This window comes from Nocardia sp. NBC_00508 (genome assembly GCF_036346875.1).
GTDB lineage: Bacteria > Actinomycetota > Actinomycetes > Mycobacteriales > Mycobacteriaceae > Nocardia.
This window is the reverse complement of the sequence record NZ_CP107852.1, coordinates 1,942,404-1,960,887: the sequence shown is the minus strand read 5'-3', so window position 1 is coordinate 1,960,887 and position 18,484 is coordinate 1,942,404. Positions and strand designations below refer to the sequence as shown.

The following is an 18,484-nucleotide window of genomic DNA, read 5'->3' as shown; positions in this document are numbered from 1 at the left end:
GCCGGACGCGGGCAACGGTGGGCGGCCGTCAAGAGACTGGCGGGGCTCGACAGCGGGGTCGACGGTGCCGTATCCGATTCGCGTGGAGCGGGATTCGGCACAGCCGGGTTCTGCAGCGCAGAAGTCATGGGGAATCGTCGATTCTGTGCGGTCGCTGCGTGCAGCGACGGTGTGAGTGCGGATGTCGCACGAACACCGGCCGGGCCCCGGCAGGCTCCGGCCTGACGCTGGCCGATCAGTTCCGATCGATACCGAATCGAGTGAGTGTTTCCCTGCCCCTACACACGGGCAGCAGCGCCACCGGAGGCGCGCGCACACCGCCTCCCAGCGTGGCCGCAGGCGCGGCCACCAGCACCACAGCAGCCGCGATCAGCAGCAATACCAGCAGCGATACGGCACGTGGCAGGGCGGCGAGCACCGCGTCGGCGGGCATATGCCGGTCCGGCTGCGCGGCATGCTGGTGCCGGTCGGTGAGTATCGCGGGGGACGCGGCGGAAGCCATGGTTGGCCCGGACGCTTCGATGTGCGCGTGCGGTGCGGCGGCGTGGGGGAAGACATGGCACTGCGGCACCGCCATCGCGACAACCCAGGCGGTGAATGCGAGGGCAACGACGATCCGGGTCACCGGTAGCCGCAGCGCACCGAACATCACACTTTCCGATGGTACAAGTCGGTCCGCAGCAGGCTCAGCGGGTCGGGACGATGGTGGGCCGCGCCGCGCACGCCGTGCCGTCTTCTGTGCCGTCCAGCCGGTCGAGCTGGATCGAGTAGCCGCTGTCGGCGCGCCGCACCGGCGCCTTTCCCGCCTTCCATGCCTCGGCGCAGTCCCGGAATGGCTGCTGCTGCGCCGTCGAGGTGGCCGCGGGCCGCGACGACGTCGAATGCCGTCGCTTCTTGCTCGCGCATCCGCTCATGGTCAACACCAGCACTGCGATCATCAGCGCACCGACGATCAGCACCATAGGACGCGACCTGCGCATGGTCGAAAATACCCCCGGTATCAACGTGATTGGTCAAAACATCGGCCAGTATCCATGCCGCCCTGGCGTAGTGCAATTCGCGGCCATGCCGGCGGCGCTGCCTGAACTGGGCGGCACGGCGCGCGCCTGTGGCAGGAGCAGGCCCGCGCCACGCCGTGATGCACCGTTTCGTTGGCGTGTCGGTATCGGATGGTGCCGTTTCTGAATGGCCGGATACGCCACAATCAGGGCATACCGCACTGTTTGTGGCGTGGATCACAAACAACCGGAAGGAGTATCGATCATGGAACCTGAGAAATCCGTGGTGCCGGCCAACCCGATTCGTGTTCGGGGCGATCTGGACCCGGGGCTGTCGCGGTGGATGTGGCTGGTCAAGTGGCTCTTGGCCATCCCGCACTACATCGTGCTGTTCTTCCTACACGTCGCGTACTTGGTGCTCACGATCGTTGCCTTCTTCGCGATCCTGATCACCGGCAAGTACCCGCGCGCGCTGTTCGACTTCAATGTCGGCGTCATGCGCTGGGGCTGGCGGGTCACGTTCTACGCGTTGTCGGTGCTCGGCACCGACAAGTACCCACCGTTCAGCTTGCAGCCGAGCGCGGAGTACCCGGCCGATCTGGAAATCGACTATCCGGACACCCTGCACCGCGGCTTGGTGCTGGTGAAATGGTGGCTGCTGGCGATTCCGCACTACCTGATCGTCGGCGCAATGGTGAGCGGCGGCGTCTCGGTCGGGATGAGCGACGACTGGGGCGGTGCCTCGATTCCGCTGACGAGCATCCTGCTGATCGTGGCGCTGGTCGCGTTGCTGTTCACCGCGCGCTACCCGCAGGGCATCTACGACTTCGTGATGGGCATCAACCGCTGGATCATCCGCGTCCAGGCGTACGCAAGTCTGATGCGCGACGAATACCCGCCCTTCCGGCTCGACCAAGGGGCAAGCGAAGCCGACTGAAGCCGGATGCCGACCCGCACCGAATCCGCCCGCCGGCTCAGCGGGCGGATTCGTATATCCGGCGGACCACGTCCTCGATCTCGGGCTCTTCGATCGACAGATCCCGTACTTCGGCCCGATCGGACACGGCCGCAAGCAATTGTGCGGCGGTGATCTGCTCCGGATCGAAGGCCAGCCGCTGTCGCATGCCGTTGCCTTCGCTGCTCAGCAGCTGGGCCGCGGGCAGATCGTCGAAGTCCGGCGCCGGTTCGGCCAAGTCGACCACCAGGACTCGGCGGGCGCCGACCGTGGCCGCCAAGCCGGTGAGCGAACCGTCGTACACCAGGCGTCCGTGATCGACGACGAGTACACGGCCACAGAGCCTTTCGATGTCGCCCATGTCGTGCGTGGTGAGCAGTAGGGTCGTGCCGCGTTCGGCCCGCTCGGCCCGGAGGAATTCGCGCAAACGCTGCTTGGACAGCACGTCGAGGCCGATCGTCGGCTCGTCCAGTATCACCAGCTCGGGCGAATGCAACAGCGCCGCAGCAACTTCCGCGCGCATGCGCTGGCCGAGCGACAGTTGCCGCACCGGCGTGTCGAGGGTGTCGGCCATTTCCAGCTGCTCGATCAGCTCGTGCGCGCGCTTGCGCGCGGCGTCCGGCTCCAGCCGGTGGATCGCGGCGAGGATCGAAAACGATTCGCGCAGCGGCAGGTCCCACCACAGCTGCGAGCGTTGCCCGAACACCACGCCGATCCGCCCGGCCAGTTCACGCCGCTGCCGCACCGGGTCCAGCCCGCAGGTGCGCACCGCGCCGGAGGTGGGTACCAGGATGCCGGTGAGCATCTTGATGGTGGTGGACTTGCCCGCGCCATTGGCGCCGATGTAGCCGACGGCGGCGCCGCGCTCGATCCGGACGGTCATCCGGTCGACCGCGGTGAGTATTTCGCGTCGTCGGCGCCAGCGGCGGCCATCCTTTCGGTACAGGGTGAATTGCCTGGTCAGATCGTTCATGTCGATGATCGCCTCCCCGCGCCCCGACTGCGCCATGCCTATCCGCCGCCTCCCTGGTAGTGCCGTGTGCCCGACCGCCACAAGACCAGCGCCAGCAGCCACACCCAGAGCGCCGCGGCCGGAGTCAGCCAGGCCAACCAGGCGGGCAGCAGGGGCGGACCGGGCAGTCGCAGTAGCGCGAGGGTGGGTAGGTAGGCGGTGAATGAAACAGGTATCGCGAAGCCGAACAACAGCTTCATCGGCGTGGGAAACACCGACGCCGGTTGCGTCGCGGCGAACGAGCCGCCGTAGGTGAAGCTGTTGGTGAGTTCGGAACCGTCGATCAGATAGAACTGCAGCCCGGCGGCGCAGACGAACATCCCTCCGAACAGGGCTATACCGCCCAGGATCGTCAGCGTGAGCAGTGTGACCGTGCTCGTCTCCCAGGCGATGTCGTTGCGCACCAGACCCACTCCGAGCGCGACGATCGACACCGAGGCGCGGGCGAACCTGCGCAGTGAGATGTCGCTGGTGATCAATTGCAGCAGCAGCGGTTGCGGGCGCAGGTGGTAGGCGTCGAGCTGTCCCAGCCTGATCAGAGCAGGCAGATTGTCGAGGTGGCCGAACAACACTTGGGACAGCGCGAAACTCGAGTGGCTCAGTCCGAACAGCAGCAGCGCGGCGTCCAGGTCGAGCCCGCCGAGTATCCGCGCGGTACGGAAGATCAGCCACACTTCGGCGAGCTCCACCAGTCCCACCACGAACGCACTGACAACCTCACTCGCGAACGACAATCGGTAGCTGCGCTGGGCACGGATCCGGGAGCGCAACACCGCCACATAAGGTGTCGACCAAGACCTGGTGCGGGGCGTGGCGACCTCAACCACCCTGCACCTCCAGCCTGCGCCGCCCGGCGGCCAGCAGCACGCGCCCGGCGATCCCGATCGCCAGCACCCAGAACGCCTGGACGGCGACGACCGAGAACGCCTCCGCTCCGGTGATCCGCCCCGAGAGCACGTCGACCGGCGCCTGCAGGATCGACGGGAAGGGGGTCGCCGCCGCCACCGCGGCCAGCCACGACGGGAACATGTGCACCGGCACGAAGAGTCCGGCCAGAAACGTGCCGGAGGTGTAGTACAGCAGGCGGATACCGCGGGTCTCGACCACCCAGAATCCGATCAGCACCACGACGAACCGGCACAGGAACGAAACCACCACGGCCAGCAGCACACTCACCATGCCGAGCAAGTAGGGTCCGGGCGTGGCGGGCATCGCCAGGCCGAAGGTGAGCGTGCCCACCAGGACACTCGGTACCCCGCGCGGCAGGAAGGTGCAGACGGCCCGCCCGAGATCGTCGGCGAGATAACCGCATTGGATGTCGACCGGGCGAAGGAAGTCGATCGCGATATCGCCGTTCTTCACCCGATCGTCCAGCTCACCCAGCGGACCCATGAACTGCACCGCACCGAGCAGGCCCTGGGAGAGCCACACGTACGCGCCGATGCTGCCCTGGTCGTAGCCGCCGAAGTCGCCGGCGGCGTCGACCGCGGCGACCAGCACGGCCGCGCGCACGAACCCGAACACGCTGTTGGTGAACAGTCCGGCGAACATGGCCAGTTTGTACTGCCACTGCCTGCGGAATCCGGCGCCCACCAGAGCGGTGTAGAGGGCGACGGCGCTGCGAAATCGTTCTCCGACGGCACGCTGTCCGTCCCCCTCCGGTATGCCGCGCACAAAGAGTTCACCCTACCGGCCGAGGCGGACGTGGGAAAGGCCTCGCCACGGTCCGAGTGGTGGCAGGGTCGATCAGCCGACGAGTCTCACGGAGCGATCGGCTGGAAGGGGAGAATCTCGTCGTGGCCGGGATAGACGACGCCTGCCGCTGATTCCGGGACTTCGTTCCATGCCCCGGAGAGGTCGCGCAGCGGCTCGGAGACCACGAATCGGGCTTCTTCGCCCAGCTGATACAGAACCTGGACCTCGGGATGCAGCGCGCGCAGGGCGGCGATATCGGTGGAGTAGAACAGTGACCGTGTCTGCCGTTCGCTGGAGTAACGGAAGAACCACATCGACCGGCCGTCGGTGGTCGCGACGGTCATCTGGACCGGGGCGGCGACGTCGTATGCGCGGCAGGCGTCCTCGACGAAGCCGACCGCACGGGCGACCGCGCCGAGCGGGTCATCGCGCAGGCCGAAGGTCAGCGCGAGAAAGAACAGGAGCTCCGAGTCGGTAGAACCCTCGATGTCGGGGAACAAGGACGGCTCGACCGCGGTGATCAGGTCGCGCTTGGTGTCGTGGAAACCGCGCAGCGCCCCGTTGTGCATCCACAACCAGTGTCCGTACCGGAAGGGGTGGCAGTTGCTGCGCTGCACCGCGGTGCCGGTCGACGCGCGCACATGCGCGAAGAACAGCGGCGTTCGCACCTGTCCCGCGACCTCCCGCAGGTTCCGGTCGTTCCATGCGGGTTCGATGTTCTTGAACACCGCCGGTCGCGGGCCGACGCCGTACCAGCCGATGCCGAAGCCGTCGCCATTCGTGGTCGTCGCGCCGAGCCGGGAGTGCAGGCTCTGGTCGATCAGCGAATGCTTCGGCCGGAACAAGAGTTCCTCGGCCAGGATCGGCTCACCTGAATAAGCCATCCACCTGCACATATATCGATTGAAGCAGAACAAGCGGGTGTACGGGGACACGTTGCTCGATGGTGTTCGCATCGTGAAGTTCGCGGCACCGGCGGGTAGGACCACTTGGAGGCGGTGACTGCGCGGCGTAGACCCGTTCGTCGCCGCAACTCGCTCGCGAAGCTCTCGCACGCTCGGCCGGAGCACCGAACCACACATCTGGTGAGAAGCCGCACCTGGCGGAGATTCTTGGGTGTTTGAGCTCCGCAGCCAGCGGGTAATAGCACTGGGAACCCGCATCGTTGCAGGTCACCAGTGCTGTTGCGCCCCCGGCAGGAATCGAACCTGCGACCTAGGGATTAGAAGGCCCTTGCTCTATCCAACTGAGCTACGGAGGCAGTGGGTTCCACCATGGCCGACATCGGCCGTGCTGTCCAGCGGGGCAATTATAGCGACCGTCCAGGTCTCCAGTTTCTTACCTTTAGCAACGTTTCAGCCACCCCGAGACGGTAGTTGACGCACTGTGGTGATCCGCGGCCCAGAATATCGGCCCAAACCCGACCGGGCCACGGAATACTCGCCGAACTACGCTCAGGCGTATGTCGTCCGCCGCCACCCCGTCCGCCGCTCCTGATGCCGAGGCTTCCCGGTCCGGGGCGACGTTCGCGGCGGTCACGGCGCTGTCCGGCGCCATCGCGGCCGTGGTCGCGGCACTGGTGGTGGGGCTGTCGGCGGCGCAGGCGCTGAGTCTGCTCGGCATCCCCGACCCGGGCGCGTCGACCACCTACGGCCTGCCCGCGGTGCGCGCGCTGGCCGATCTGTCGGCGGCGCTGACGGTCGGCTCATTGCTGTTCGCGGCGTTCCTGGTGCCACCGCAGCCGAATGGCCTCCTGGACGTCGGCGGGTACCGCGCGGTGCGCATGGCGTCGAATTTCGCGTTGGTCTGGGCGTGTTGCGCGGCGCTGCTCGTACCGCTGACCGTCTCCGACACCACGGGGCAGCCGGTGGGCGACATGCTGCGGCCGGACAGTCTGTGGCGGGCGATCGCGCAGATCGAATTGGCCGGTGCTTGGCGAACCACCGTGATCTTCGCGCTGATCGTCGCGGTCGGATGCAGGCTGGCGTTGCGCTGGGGCTGGACGCCGGTGCTGTTCGGCGCCTCGATCATCACGATGATGCCCTTGGCGTTGACCGGACACTCGTCCTCGGGCGGATCGCACGATGTCGCCACCAACAGCCTGATCCTGCATCTGGTTTCGTCCGCGGTCTGGGTCGGTGGTCTGTTCGCGGTCCTGGCGCATGCCTTTCGTGGCGGCCGGTACACCGACGTGGCGGCGCGGCGTTTCTCGCTGACCGCGACGGTCGCGTTCGTCGTGATCGCGGTCAGCGGCGTCCTCAACTCCTGGGTGCGAGTACCGCTGGACGAGCTGCTCACCAGCACTTACGGCAGGCTCGTGCTCGCCAAAGCCGCCGCGCTGCTGCTGCTCGGCGTGCTCGGCTATCTGCAGCGCCGCGCCGCGCTGCCCGCGCTGGCGGCGGATCCCGGTAATCGTGCGGCACTGGTCCGGTACGCGGGCGTCGAGGTCTTGATCTTCGCCGCGACCGTCGGGCTCGCGGTCGGGCTCGGGCGTACTCCGCCGCCACCGCCGGAATCGGTCCCGACGCCTGCCGAAGTGGAACTCGGCTACAACCTGGCCGGGCCCCCGACCGTCGCCCGGCTGCTGTTCGACTGGCGGTTCGACCTGATCTTCGGAACGCTGTCGATCGTGCTTGCTGTGCTGTATCTGCTCGGCGTGCGGCGACTGCGTGCGCGCGGGGACGCGTGGCCGGTCGGCCGCACGCTCGCCTGGCTGTCCGGCTGCGTAGCGCTCCTGATCGCGACATCCTCCGGCGTCGGCCGGTATTCGCCCGCGATGTTCAGCGTGCACATGGGCGCGCACATGGCGCTGTCGATGCTGGCGCCGATCCTGTTCGCGCTGGGCGGCGCGGTGACGCTAGGGCTGCGGGCGCTGAAGCCCGCCGGCCGCGGCGGTGTGCCGGGCTCGCGGGAATGGCTCCTGGCCGCGGTGCACAACCCGGTGTCGCGTTTTCTGACCCACCCGGTGGTGGCCTCGGCGATCTTCGTTGCCGGCTTCTACGCGCTGTACCTGGGCGGCATCTTCGATACGTACGCCGACTCGCATGCGGCGCATCTGTTGATGAACGTGCACTTCCTGCTCAGCGGCTACCTGTTCTACTGGGTGGTGATCGGCATCGATCCCAAACCTCGGCAGGTGGAGCCGCTCACCAAGCTGGCCATGGTGTTCGGCTCGCTGCCGTTCCACGCGTTCTTCGGGATCGCGCTGATGAGCATGGCCACGGTGCTCGGCGGCTGGTTCTACCGGAGTCTCGGCCTCGGCTGGAACGCCGATCTGCTCGGTGACCAACGCACCGGCGGGAGCCTGGCCTGGGCAAGTGGCGAAGTTCCGTTGGTGGTGGTGATGCTGGCATTGCTGATCCAATGGTCCCGCAGCGATCGGCGGCTCGCACAGCGCACCGATCGAGCCGCCGAACGCGACAACGACGCCGCCCGCGCGGCACACAACGCGATGTTCGCCGAACTGGCCAAGCGAGATGGAGAAGTGCGTAAGTGAGTGAACGCGCCACCACGGTCTCCCCACGCAGACCGGTCAGGGTGGAACGGCCGGACGTGCGAAGCGCGCGCAGGCGGATGGCCGGGAAGATCCGCAAGACACCCGTCTTCCACACGTCCGTCGCGAGCCCGTCCGGCCCCGTGCCGGTGACGCTGAAGCTCGAGCACCTCCAGCACGCCGGGACGTTCAAGGTGCGCGGCAGCCTGAACGCGCTGCTGGTGTCGGGAGAGGGCATCGATCAGGTCGTCATCGCGTCGGGCGGCAACGCGGGCATCGCGGCCGCACTGGCCGCCGCGCGACTGGGCAAGTCCTGCACCGTGGTGGTCCCAGAGACCGCGCCGCACACCAAGGTCGCCGCGATGTGGTCGCATGGCGCCGAAGTGCTCTGGTACGGAACCAGCTACGCCGAGGCACGGCGGCACGCGACCGAGCTCGCCGCCGATCGCGGCGCGCTGCTGCTGCACGCCTACGACCTGCCCGACGTGGTCGCCGGGATCGGCGTGGTGGGGCTGGAGCTGGAGGAGCAGGTGCGCGGACGACCGCCGGTGCTGGCCGCGGTGGGCGGCGGCGGACTGGTCGCCGGGATCGCGGCCGCGCTCGGGCGCCGTCAGCAGGTGATCGGGGTCGAGCCCGAGGGCGCCGCCATTTTGCGTGCGGCGCTGGCGGCGGACCGTCCCGTGGATGTCGTCGCGTCCGGTGTCACCGTGGATTCGCTTGGCCCGACCAGAATCGGTGACATCGCGCTCGATGTCGCTCGCCGCAACCGGGTGCGGTCGCTGCTGGTCACCGACGACGCGATCGGCGCGGCGCGGGAGTACCTCTGGCGCGAATTCCGCATCCTGGTCGAGCTGACCGGGGCCGCGGCGCTGGCCGCCATACACAGCGGCGCGTACGTTCCCGCACCGGATGAGCGACCGATCGTCGTCCTGTGCGGCGCCAACACCGACGTGGCGGTGTTCTGAATCCCACGCTTGCGAAAGATGCTGTTTTCACATACCGGATAGTTGTGCACATTCGCGGATCGCGTCGTGCGGCGGGTGCGGGTTCGGCGCAGGCTGGAAGGGCCCTCCTGGAGGGGGAGGAATTTCCGGGCCGGCCCGGATCCGAATGTGAAGGGGCGTCATCATGTACGAGGCCAACGCGACCGTCATCGGAACGATCGCTACGCAGCCGATCAAGCGGGATCTGACCAATGGCGAACAAGTGGTCACCTTCCGGCTGGCCAGTAATTCCCGCAGGCTCGATCACGCGTCGGGGCAATGGATGGACAACGGCACGCTTTACCTCACCGTCAGCTGCTGGCGCAGGTTGGTGCCGGGTGTCGACGCGTCCCTGCGCCGCGGCGACCCGATCATCGCCTACGGCCAGCTGCGTTCGCACGAATATCGCAGCAAGGACGGCGTGGAGCGGCGGGATCTGGAGATGCGCGCCACCGCGGTCGGGCCGGACCTGTCCCGCTGTGCCGCGCAGGTGACCCGATGGTCCGATCTGGCGCCACGGAATACTTCGGCGGGTTCGAGCGCTGTAGGTCGGGTGCCGGTCGGCGACCCGCCCGGAGAGGATGCCGCGGTCGCCGGCTCCGCAGCCCCGGCCCGGGGCAACACACCCGAGTCCGTCAGCACCTGATCGCTTGACCGGTTTCGGCCCGGCGGCAGTGGTGGCTCTGCTTCGTCCTCTCGTCTCCCGCACCGATAGGCTTCACACTTATGGCTGAGTTCATCTACCAAATGAAGAAGGTTCGCAAGGCGCACGGCGACAAAGTCGTGCTCGACGATGTCACCTTGAACTTCCTTCCCGGCGCCAAGATCGGCGTCGTCGGCCCGAACGGCGCGGGTAAATCCAGCGTGCTGAAGATCATGGCCGGACTGGACCAGCCGAACAACGGTGACGCGTTCATCGCCGCAGGCGCCACGGTCGGCATCCTGCAGCAGGAGCCGCCGTTGAACGAGGAGAAGACCGTCCGCGGCAACGTCGAGGAGGGTCTCGGCGAGATCAAGCTCAAGCTCGACCGCTTCAACGAGATCGCCGAGCTGATGGCCACCGACTACTCCGACGAGCTCATGGAGGAGATGGGCAAGCTTCAGGAGGAGTTGGACCACGCCGACGCCTGGGATCTGGATTCCCAGCTCGAGCAGGCCATGGACGCGCTGCGCTGCCCGCCGCCGGACGAGCCGGTCACCACCCTCTCCGGTGGTGAGCGCCGCCGGGTCGCGCTGTGCAAGCTGCTGCTGAGCAAGCCCGACCTGCTCCTGCTCGACGAGCCGACCAACCACCTGGACGCCGAGAGCGTGAACTGGCTCGAGCAGCACCTCGCGCAGTACCAGGGCGCCGTGCTCGCGGTCACTCACGACCGGTACTTCCTGGACAACGTGGCGCAGTGGATTCTCGAACTGGACCGCGGCCGTACCTACCCCTACGAGGGCAACTACTCCACCTACCTGGAGAAGAAGGCCGAGCGCCTCGAGGTGCAGGGCAAGAAGGACCAGAAGCTGCAGAAGCGGCTCAAGGAAGAACTCGCCTGGGTGCGTTCCGGCGCCAAGGCCAGGCAGGCGAAGAACAAGGCCCGCCTCGGCCGGTACGAGGAGATGGCGGCCGAGGCCGAGAAGATGCGGAAGCTGGACCTCGAGGAGATCCAGATCCCGCACGGTCCCCGCCTCGGCAACGTGGTGGTGGAGGTCGAGCACCTGGACAAGGGCTTCGGCGACCGCCAGCTGATCAAAGATCTGTCCTTCACCCTGCCGCGCAATGGCATCGTCGGTGTCATCGGCCCGAACGGCGTCGGTAAGACCACGCTGTTCAAGACCATCGTCGGGCTCGAGCAGTCCGACAGCGGCGAAGTGAAGGTCGGCGACACGGTCAAGCTGAGCTACGTCGACCAGAACCGTGCGGGCATCGACCCGAAGAAGACGGTCTGGCAGGTGGTCTCCGACGGCCTGGACTACATCGAGGTCGGCCAGCAGGAAATGCCGTCGCGCGCCTATGTGAGTGTGTTCGGTTTCAAGGGTCCCGACCAGCAGAAGCCCGCGGGCGTGCTCTCCGGTGGTGAGCGCAACCGCCTCAACCTGGCGATGACCCTCAAACAGGGCGGCAACCTGATCCTGCTCGACGAGCCGACCAACGATCTGGACGTGGAGACCCTCGGCTCGCTGGAGAATGCCCTGGAGAAGTTCCCCGGCTGCGCCGTGGTCATCTCGCACGACCGCTGGTTCCTCGACCGCACCTGCACCCACATCCTCGCCTGGGAGGGCGACGCGGACAACGAGGCCAAGTGGTTCTGGTTCGAGGGCAACTTCGAGGCATACGAGGCGAACAAGGTCGAACGTCTCGGCCCCGAAGCGGCCCGCCCGCATCGGGTTACGCACCGGAAGCTGACCCGCGGCTAGGTGGGCTACGGCGGGGTGGGCGCGGTCCGATCGCACCCATCCCGCTTTACGTGGGCCGCTCGTCTCTGATGGGGCACGGCGGTTCTGGAATCAGATATGTTCTCGGCGAAATCATTTCGGCTGCGGCAACTTCCAGCCGGTCAGCAGCAGGTAGTGCGTGGAGTGAGCCGGGGATCTCGGCTGTGGCCCGGAATTTGCCGATGTCCTGGGGCAGGTGCCGAGGCCCGCGTCCACAGCGGAACAGGTCGATGGTTGCCTCGACGAAGCGGCACCGTGAACCTTCGCCGACAACCCGGACCAGGAGTGACACCTACCCGCGCGTAGCTCGCTAGGGTGGGAGTCGTGAATGCGCAGGCGCAGTTCGAGCAATCGGTGGCCGAGACCACCGACGCGGTGGCCGAGCTGACCCGAGGTACCGGTGCGGCGCCACTGCCGCCGCGGATACGACCTGTGGCGCTCATCTGACGTTCGCAGGTCCGATCTTGTACTGCGCCGAGGTCATCCGTTGGGCCTCGGCACATGAGCGGCGAACTCCGCGGTCGTGGTGAACACCCGGATATCGGAAGGGAATTCACCCACGCGTCTTCGGCGCACAGTTACTCTCGGACCGGCGTCACTTTGTTACGGAACCGATATCCGAGGGAGTTGGCGAAAATGACCGTCTCGTCCGAATTGTCCAGCGCGGCGTGGGCCGCGGGCTTGCCGCAGCCACTGCGCGGCGAGCTCGCGATGCTCGAGGAAGCGTATTTCCGCCACGTCGACGCGGGCGATGTGGACTGTGCGATCACCGGCATCACACAGATCTTCCGCCGGCATATGGAGCTGGCGGTGAATCGCCTCCCCGGTCGCGCGTTGGTGCGGGTGTACCACCCGGATGACGGGTCCGGGATCGGCGCCGCTGTGCAGATCGTCACCGACGACATGCCACTGCTGGTCGAGTCGATCAGCTCGTCGTTGAGCCGGATCGGTGTCAGCGTCAGCGAGATCATCCACCCGATCTTCGAGGTCGAGCGGGACCAGGAGGGTCGGCTGACCCACGCCGCACCGCATGAGGTGGACGGCACCGGCGCGGCCGGGCTCCGCGAGTCCTGGATGCACGTGCAACTGCACCCGTCGACCGGCCCGGCGCTGCTGGCCAAGGTCGAGGCCGCGGTGCCGGACGTGGTCGACGACGTGCGCCAGGTGGTCGGCGACACCGAGGACATCAAGGATGTGCAGAGCAAGCTGGCCGACGACCTGGAACTGGCCGCGCAGTCCGGAGCGGCGCCCTTCGCCCCGACCGACTTGGTCGACACGGCCAATCTGCTGCGATGGCAGGAACAGGGGAACTTCACCGTGCTCGGCTATGCCCGCTACCGCCTGAGCACCGAGCAGGGGCAGGAAACGTCCACCATGCTGCCCGGCACCTGCCTCGGCGTGCTGCGGCCGGACGTCGGCACCGACTTCCACGTTCCGGTCAACGGCGGCGACCGTCCGTTGCTCACGCTGACCCAGGGATTGGTCCCCGCCACCGTGCACCGCGCGGTGTATCCGTACTTCGTCGGGGTCGCCGACTTCGACGCGACCGGAACGATCATCGGCGAACACCTGTTCATCGGCGTCTTCACCATCACCGCGGTGCACGAGAACGTCTTGGACATCCCGGTGATCGAACGCCGGGTGCGTTCGGCGATCGAGGAGAGCGGATTCGATCTGGATTCGTTCTCCGGTCAGGCGATGCTCGAGGTCATCCAGTCCTTCCCGCGCACCGAACTGTTCTCCTCCGATGCCGAGACGCTGCGTCGCACCGCGACCGCCGTGCTGAGCGTGGGCCTGCGCCGCCAAGTGCGCTTGTTCCTGCGCGCGGACGCCTACGGCCGCTATGTCGCCTGCCTGGTCTACCTGCCGCGCGACCGCTACACCACCAGGGTGCGGCTGGAGATGCAGGATATCCTGGTCCGCGAATTGGGCGGCGTGTCCATCGACTACTCCGCGCGGGTGGGCGAAAGCGATTTGGCGCGTGTGTATTTCACGGTGCGGCTGCCGGAGCCCGAGCTCGGCGTCGCGCACCAGGTGCCACCGGCCGCCGACACCTCCGAGGCCAACCGGCTGCGCCTGCAGAACCTGCTCGCCGAGGCGAGCCGTACCTGGGACGACCACCTGAACGACGAGGTGAGCACGTCGACGGTGCTCGATCCCGCCGTGGTGCAGCGGTACGCGGCGGCCTTCCCCGAGGGCTACAAGCAAGATTTCGCCGCTGCTCGCGCGCTCGCGGACATCGTGCGCCTGGAGCGGCTGCGCGACGGCGGCATCGACCAATACCTCTACCGCAAGCCGGATTCGGAGCCGGGTTCGTGGCGCTTCACCTTCTACATCGGCGGGAGCGGCATCTCACTGAGCCAGGTGCTGCCCCTGTTGCAGAGCCTGGGCGTCGAGGTGGTGGACGAGCGGCCGTATCAGGTCGAGCTGGAGGCCGCGGCCGACGGCGGTGCGGGCGGTGAGCGGTGGATCTACGACTTCGGCCTGCTGGCCCGTCCCGAACTGCTGCGCAGTGCGCTGGACCGGGATCTGGACGCGGAGCTGCTCGAGTCTACCAAGCGCGCCGATGTGCTGGAGGCGGAGGTGCGGGGCCTGCGCGAACGGTTCGTGGAAGCGTGCGAGGCGATGTGGTACGGCAGCGCCGAGGCAGACGGTCTCAACGAACTCGTGCTGCGCGCCCGGCTGCCGTGGCGGGCCGTCTCGATCCTGCGGACCTACGCGAAGTACTTGCAGCAGGCCGGTTTTCCGTACAGCCAGGCGAACATCTGTCGTGTATTGCTCACCTATCCGGATATCGCGCGGCTGTTCGTCGACCTGTTCGCGGCGCGCTTCGATCCCGATACCTTCTCCGCCGAGCGCGCCGCTGAGCTGGATATCCAGGTTCGCGGACGCATCGATGAGGTCGTCAGCCTGGACGCGGACCGTATCCTGCGCGCGATGCTGGGCTTGGTCAAAGCGACGCTGCGGACCAACTACTACGTGACCGACCCGGACGGCAGGTCACGCGACTACGTCTCGGTGAAAGTCGAACCGCACGCGATCGCCGAACTGCCCAGGCCGCGGCCGCAGTTCGAGATCTTCGTGTACTCCCCGCGGGTGGAGGGTGTGCATTTGCGCTTCGGGCCTGTGGCGCGTGGTGGTTTGCGGTGGTCGGATCGGTTGGAGGATTTCCGTACCGAGATCTTGGGTTTGGTGAAGGCGCAGGCGGTGAAGAACGCGGTGATCGTGCCGGTGGGCGCGAAGGGCGGGTTCGTGGTGAAGCAGCCGCCTGCGGCCACGGGTGATCCGGTGGCGGATCGGCAGGCGTTGGGTGCTGAGGGTGTGGCGTGCTATCGGACGTTCATTTCGGGTTTGCTGGATGTCACCGACAATGTGGATCGTGTGAGTGGTGAGGTGTTGCCGCCTGCGCGGGTGGTGCGTCGGGATGGTGATGACACGTATCTGGTGGTGGCCGCGGATAAGGGGACGGCGACGTTTTCGGATATCGCGAATGATGTGGCGCAGAGTTATGGGTTCTGGTTGGGTGATGCGTTCGCTTCGGGTGGGTCTGCGGGTTATGACCACAAGGCGATGGGTATTACGGCCAAGGGTGCGTGGGAGAGTGTGAAGCGGCATTTCCGTGAGATGGAGATCGACACGCAGGCGCAGGATTTCACTGTTGTCGGTGTCGGTGACATGAGTGGTGATGTGTTCGGTAACGGTATGTTGCTGTCGGAGCACATCCGTTTGGTTGCTGCGTTCGACCACCGGCACATCTTCCTCGACCCGAACCCGGACGCGGCCATCTCCTACGCCGAGCGGCAGCGGCTGTTCGCGCTGCCGCGGTCGTCGTGGGCCGACTATGACGCCGCGTTGATCAGTACCGGCGGCGGTGTCTGGGACCGGACGGTGAAGGCGGTGCCGATCAGCCCGGAGGCCAGGGCGGCGCTCGGTCTGGCCGACGATGTCGAATCGCTGTCACCGCCGGAATTGGTTCGCGCGATCCTGCTCGCGCCGGTCGACCTGCTGTGGAACGGCGGTATCGGCACCTACATCAAGGCGAGCACCGAGACCAACGCCGAGGTGGGCGACAAGTCCAACGACGCGGTCCGGGTCAACGGGAACCAGTTGCGGGTCAAGGTGATCGGCGAGGGCGGCAACTTGGGCGCGACCGCGCTGGGCCGGATCGAGTTCTGCCGCAACGGCGGCAAGATGAACACCGACGCGCTGGACAACTCGGCGGGTGTGGACTGCTCCGACCACGAAGTCAATATCAAGATCCTGCTGGACGCCGTCGTCTCCGGCGGTCAGCTTCCGGAAGCCGAGCGCAATCCGCTGCTGGCCTCGATGACCGACGAGGTCGCGCAGCTGGTCCTCCGGGACAACGTGGCGCAGAACTTCCTGATGGGAATTTCGCGCACCGAGGCGCCGCACATGCTCAGCGTGCAGATGCGGCTCATCGAGGATCTCGAGCAGCGCCGCGGCTTGGACCGCGAACTCGAGGCGCTGCCCTCGGATCAGGAGATGAAGCGCATGCTGGAGGACGGCGCGAGTCTGGCGTCGCCGGAGCTGGCCAATCTGATGGCGCACGTGAAGCTATCGCTCAAGACCGATCTGCTCGATTCCGACCTGCCCGACAGCCAGTACTTCGCCGCGCGGCTGCCCGACTACTTCCCGACACCGCTGCGCAGCCGTTTCGGCCCGGCGATCAAACGGCACCGGCTGCGCAGGGAGATCGTCACCACCATGATCGCCAACGAGATGGTGGACTACGGCGGCATCACCTATGCACACCGGTTGAACGAAGAGATCGGCGCGACCACCACCGACGCGCTGCGCGCCTTCGCCGCGGCCAGCGGAATCTTCGACCTGCGCGAGATGTGGGCGCGGATCCGGGTGTGCGACGCGCCCACCTCGGTGCGTGACCTGCTCGAGCTGGAGACCAAACGGACAATGGATCGTGCGTCCCGCTGGCTGCTGAGCAACCGGCCCCAGCCGATCGCGGTCGGCTCGGAAATCAGCCGGTACCGCAATGACGTGCGCGAACTCGCCCCGAAGGTTCCGGGCTGGCTGCGCGGACACCACGTATCCACGCTCACCGACCAGTCCGCCGAGCTGATCGCCCGCGGCGCGCCGACCGATCTGGCCACCGAGGTCTTCGGCCTGCTCAACCTGTTCCCGTTGCTGGACATCGTGGACATCGCCGACATCACCGACCGGGACGGCGATGAGGTCGGCTCGCTGTACTACGCGCTCAACGATCACCTCAAGATCGATTGGTTGCTGCAAGCGGTGAGCCACCTCGAACGCGGCGACCGCTGGCACTCGCTGGCGCGGCTGGCGCTGCGTGACGACATGTACGGGTCGCTGCGTTCGCTCACCCTCGATGTGCTCTCCGGCGGCGACCCCGAAGAGACGGCGGACGAGAAGATTGCATACTGGGAGTCGAAGAACCAGTCCCGCCTCGGTCGAGCCAGGGCGGCACTGTCGGAGTTGTTCGAGTCAGGAACCCACGATCTCGCCACGCTGTCGGTTGCAGCGCGGCAAGTGCGGAGCATGGTGAGCGGGGTGGGCGCTCAATCGGAGGTACCACGGTGACGAGATCGATGTACAGAGACGGGACGGCGGCGGGCAGCCTGGTGCTGCCCAAGCGCTTCCACGCCAAAGTGGACGTCAGATGGTCGGACATGGACGTGTTCCAGCACGTCAACCATGCCCGCATGGTGACGCTGCTGGAGGAGGCGCGGATCCCGTGGCTGTTCGAGGACGGCCGCCCGACCGCCCCGCTGCGCGAGGGCTGCGTGCTCGCCGACCTGCGGGTCCGCTACCGCGGCCAGCTGCGGCACGAGGACACGCCACTGGATATCGCTATGTGGATCGAGCAGTTGCGTGCGGTCGACTTCACGATCGGTTACGAGGTGCGCGCGTCCGGCGCCGAGCCCGGCTCGCCGGCCGCGGTGGTCGCGTCCACGCAGATCGCGGCGTTCGACATGCCTGCGCAGCGGTTGCGCAGGCTCACCGATGCCGAGCGTGACTACCTATCCGAGTGGATGGAGTGAGTCGTCGCGCGTCGGTGATTGCCCAGCGGTGACGGCAGAGCAGCTGTGATGGCGGAACAACGAGTGCTGCACGTGTCCGATCCGGCGGAGCGGGAGAATCTCGCGACGTTCCTGACCAGGGCCGCGCGGCTGGACCCGGCGGCGGTGGTGCGCCTGCACCGCCGCGGTGAGCGCTATGTGGCCGCGTGGGTGGCAACAGGTTTCGAGGCGCTCGCGGTGCGCGCCGTGGTCGCCGAGCTCAGCGTCGACGACGTGACCGTCGGCGCGGACCTGGTGCTGGCCGGGCTGGGCAGCGGCGGCCCCATCGACCTGGGATATTCGATGGATTCCGCCTGGCGTGGGGCGCTGCCGCCCGCGGACGGCTTCGCGCACGTCGACGACGTGCCCGCGCGCACCCTGGTCGAACTCGCCGAGCAGGGTGCGCGGCTGGCGAAGGAACATGGCAGCAGCCACGGCCCGCCCGCCTCGCTACTCGACCAGGCCGTGCTGACCGTATCCGGCGCGGGCACTCAGGTGCAGGTGCCGATGCGGGTCGTCTTCGCGCTCACGGCGATGGATTTCATCCCGCATTCGGGGGAGAAGGCCGATCCGCGTCGCATCCCATCCGCCGAGATCGTGCGGGTCCGTGCCACCAGAACATGGCTGCGGCTGGATGCCCGCTACGGCTCGGTCGCCCGCCGCATCGGCGGCGGAATCCCACTCGTGCCACGCTCTGTCTAATCTGCAGCGCCTGCGGCGCTGCGTGGCTCTGTCTGATTTGCAGCGCCTGCGGCGCTGCGTGTTCGCGGCCCCTTTGTGGCTCGCGTCCGAGCGACCGCCGCTTGCGACTGCGTCGCGGACGCGTCGGCCGCTCGGACGCGAGCCGCGGACGGGTAATGCTCGGTCTCGC

Annotated in this window: 15 protein-coding genes and 1 tRNA gene; 9 read left to right on the top strand and 7 right to left on the bottom strand. The window is 67.2% G+C overall.

Going from position 1 to position 18,484, the window contains the following annotated elements:
- Positions 1–235: 235 nt before the first annotated feature.
- Positions 236–652, bottom strand: coding sequence for a hypothetical protein (locus OHA40_RS08800; protein WP_330232571.1), 417 nt, complete (start codon positions 650–652; stop codon positions 236–238).
- Between the two features lie 34 nt (positions 653–686).
- On the bottom strand, positions 687–962 hold the full coding sequence (locus OHA40_RS08795) for an excalibur calcium-binding domain-containing protein (RefSeq protein ID WP_330232570.1): 276 nt from the start codon (positions 960–962) through the stop codon (positions 687–689).
- A 301-nt stretch (positions 963–1,263) separates the two neighbouring features.
- Between OHA40_RS08795 and OHA40_RS08790 the strand changes: the two genes are divergently transcribed.
- Positions 1,264–1,935: a DUF4389 domain-containing protein gene (locus tag OHA40_RS08790; protein ID WP_330232569.1), complete on the top strand. Its 672-nt coding sequence runs from the start codon at positions 1,264–1,266 to the stop codon at positions 1,933–1,935.
- Positions 1,936–1,972: 37 nt separating this feature from the next.
- On the opposite strand, the gene OHA40_RS08785 is transcribed toward OHA40_RS08790, so the two are convergent.
- From OHA40_RS08785 to OHA40_RS08765, 5 genes are all read right to left on the bottom strand, one after another.
- Positions 1,973–2,962 (bottom strand): ABC transporter ATP-binding protein, encoded by a 990-nt coding sequence (locus OHA40_RS08785; protein WP_330232568.1) that lies wholly within the window; start codon positions 2,960–2,962, stop codon positions 1,973–1,975.
- Positions 2,963–2,964: 2 nt separating this feature from the next.
- Positions 2,965–3,792 carry an ABC-2 family transporter protein gene (locus OHA40_RS08780; RefSeq protein WP_330232567.1) on the bottom strand — a complete coding sequence of 276 codons (828 nt, stop codon included), beginning with the start codon at positions 3,790–3,792 and terminating at the stop codon, positions 2,965–2,967.
- Positions 3,785–4,639 carry an ABC transporter permease gene (locus tag OHA40_RS08775; protein ID WP_330232566.1) on the bottom strand — a complete coding sequence of 285 codons (855 nt, stop codon included), beginning with the start codon at positions 4,637–4,639 and terminating at the stop codon, positions 3,785–3,787. Before OHA40_RS08775 ends, OHA40_RS08780 begins: the two co-directional genes overlap by 8 nt.
- A gap of 86 nt (positions 4,640–4,725) precedes the next feature.
- On the bottom strand, positions 4,726–5,544 hold the full coding sequence (locus OHA40_RS08770; protein WP_330232565.1) for a class II glutamine amidotransferase: 819 nt from the start codon (positions 5,542–5,544) through the stop codon (positions 4,726–4,728).
- A 303-nt stretch (positions 5,545–5,847) separates the two neighbouring features.
- Positions 5,848–5,921, bottom strand: a tRNA-Arg gene (locus tag OHA40_RS08765).
- 201 nt (positions 5,922–6,122) lie between these two features.
- On the opposite strand from OHA40_RS08765, the gene OHA40_RS08760 reads away from it, so the two are divergent.
- From OHA40_RS08760 to OHA40_RS08725, 8 genes are all read left to right on the top strand, one after another.
- Positions 6,123–8,156, top strand: a complete 2,034-nt coding sequence (locus OHA40_RS08760; RefSeq protein WP_330232564.1) for a cytochrome c oxidase assembly protein — start codon at positions 6,123–6,125, stop codon at positions 8,154–8,156.
- A gap of 77 nt (positions 8,157–8,233) precedes the next feature.
- Positions 8,234–9,118, top strand: a complete 885-nt coding sequence (locus OHA40_RS08755; RefSeq protein WP_330234099.1) for a serine/threonine dehydratase — start codon at positions 8,234–8,236, stop codon at positions 9,116–9,118.
- Between the two features lie 163 nt (positions 9,119–9,281).
- A complete protein-coding gene (locus tag OHA40_RS08750) occupies positions 9,282–9,782 on the top strand; it encodes a single-stranded DNA-binding protein (RefSeq protein WP_330232563.1) in 501 nt (166 codons plus the stop codon).
- A gap of 80 nt (positions 9,783–9,862) precedes the next feature.
- The gene (gene ettA / locus OHA40_RS08745; protein WP_330232562.1) at positions 9,863–11,539 is read left to right on the top strand and encodes an energy-dependent translational throttle protein EttA; all 1,677 of its coding nucleotides are present in this window, start codon (positions 9,863–9,865) and stop codon (positions 11,537–11,539) included.
- Positions 11,540–11,881: 342 nt separating this feature from the next.
- A complete protein-coding gene (locus OHA40_RS08740) occupies positions 11,882–12,004 on the top strand; it encodes a hypothetical protein (RefSeq protein WP_330232561.1) in 123 nt (40 codons plus the stop codon).
- 189 nt (positions 12,005–12,193) lie between these two features.
- Positions 12,194–17,134, top strand: coding sequence for an NAD-glutamate dehydrogenase (locus OHA40_RS08735; RefSeq protein ID WP_330232560.1), 4,941 nt, complete (start codon positions 12,194–12,196; stop codon positions 17,132–17,134).
- An 8-nt stretch (positions 17,135–17,142) separates the two neighbouring features.
- Complete coding sequence (locus tag OHA40_RS08730; protein ID WP_330234098.1) at positions 17,143–17,595, top strand: acyl-CoA thioesterase; 453 nt, start codon at positions 17,143–17,145, stop codon at positions 17,593–17,595.
- 48 nt (positions 17,596–17,643) lie between these two features.
- Complete coding sequence (locus OHA40_RS08725) at positions 17,644–18,315, top strand: hypothetical protein (RefSeq protein WP_330232559.1); 672 nt, start codon at positions 17,644–17,646, stop codon at positions 18,313–18,315.
- The last annotated feature ends 169 nt before the right edge of the window (positions 18,316–18,484 follow it).

Excerpts from the sequence above, each read along its gene's own strand:
- OHA40_RS08795 (WP_330232570.1), bottom strand. The coding sequence starts at position 962 with ATGGTGCTGATCGTCGGTGCGCTGATGATCGCAGTGCTGGTGTTGACC.
- OHA40_RS08790 (WP_330232569.1), top strand. The coding sequence starts at position 1,264 with ATGGAACCTGAGAAATCCGTGGTGCCGGCCAACCCGATTCGTGTTCGG.
- OHA40_RS08785 (WP_330232568.1), bottom strand. The coding sequence starts at position 2,962 with ATGGCGCAGTCGGGGCGCGGGGAGGCGATCATCGACATGAACGATCTG.
- OHA40_RS08770 (WP_330232565.1), bottom strand. The coding sequence starts at position 5,544 with ATGGCTTATTCAGGTGAGCCGATCCTGGCCGAGGAACTCTTGTTCCGG.
- OHA40_RS08760 (WP_330232564.1), top strand. The coding sequence starts at position 6,123 with ATGTCGTCCGCCGCCACCCCGTCCGCCGCTCCTGATGCCGAGGCTTCC.
- OHA40_RS08755 (WP_330234099.1), top strand. The coding sequence starts at position 8,234 with ATGGCCGGGAAGATCCGCAAGACACCCGTCTTCCACACGTCCGTCGCG.
- OHA40_RS08750 (WP_330232563.1), top strand. The coding sequence starts at position 9,282 with ATGTACGAGGCCAACGCGACCGTCATCGGAACGATCGCTACGCAGCCG.
- ettA (WP_330232562.1), top strand. The coding sequence starts at position 9,863 with ATGGCTGAGTTCATCTACCAAATGAAGAAGGTTCGCAAGGCGCACGGC.
- OHA40_RS08735 (WP_330232560.1), top strand. The coding sequence starts at position 12,194 with ATGACCGTCTCGTCCGAATTGTCCAGCGCGGCGTGGGCCGCGGGCTTG.
- OHA40_RS08730 (WP_330234098.1), top strand. The coding sequence starts at position 17,143 with ATGTACAGAGACGGGACGGCGGCGGGCAGCCTGGTGCTGCCCAAGCGC.
- OHA40_RS08725 (WP_330232559.1), top strand. The coding sequence starts at position 17,644 with ATGGCGGAACAACGAGTGCTGCACGTGTCCGATCCGGCGGAGCGGGAG.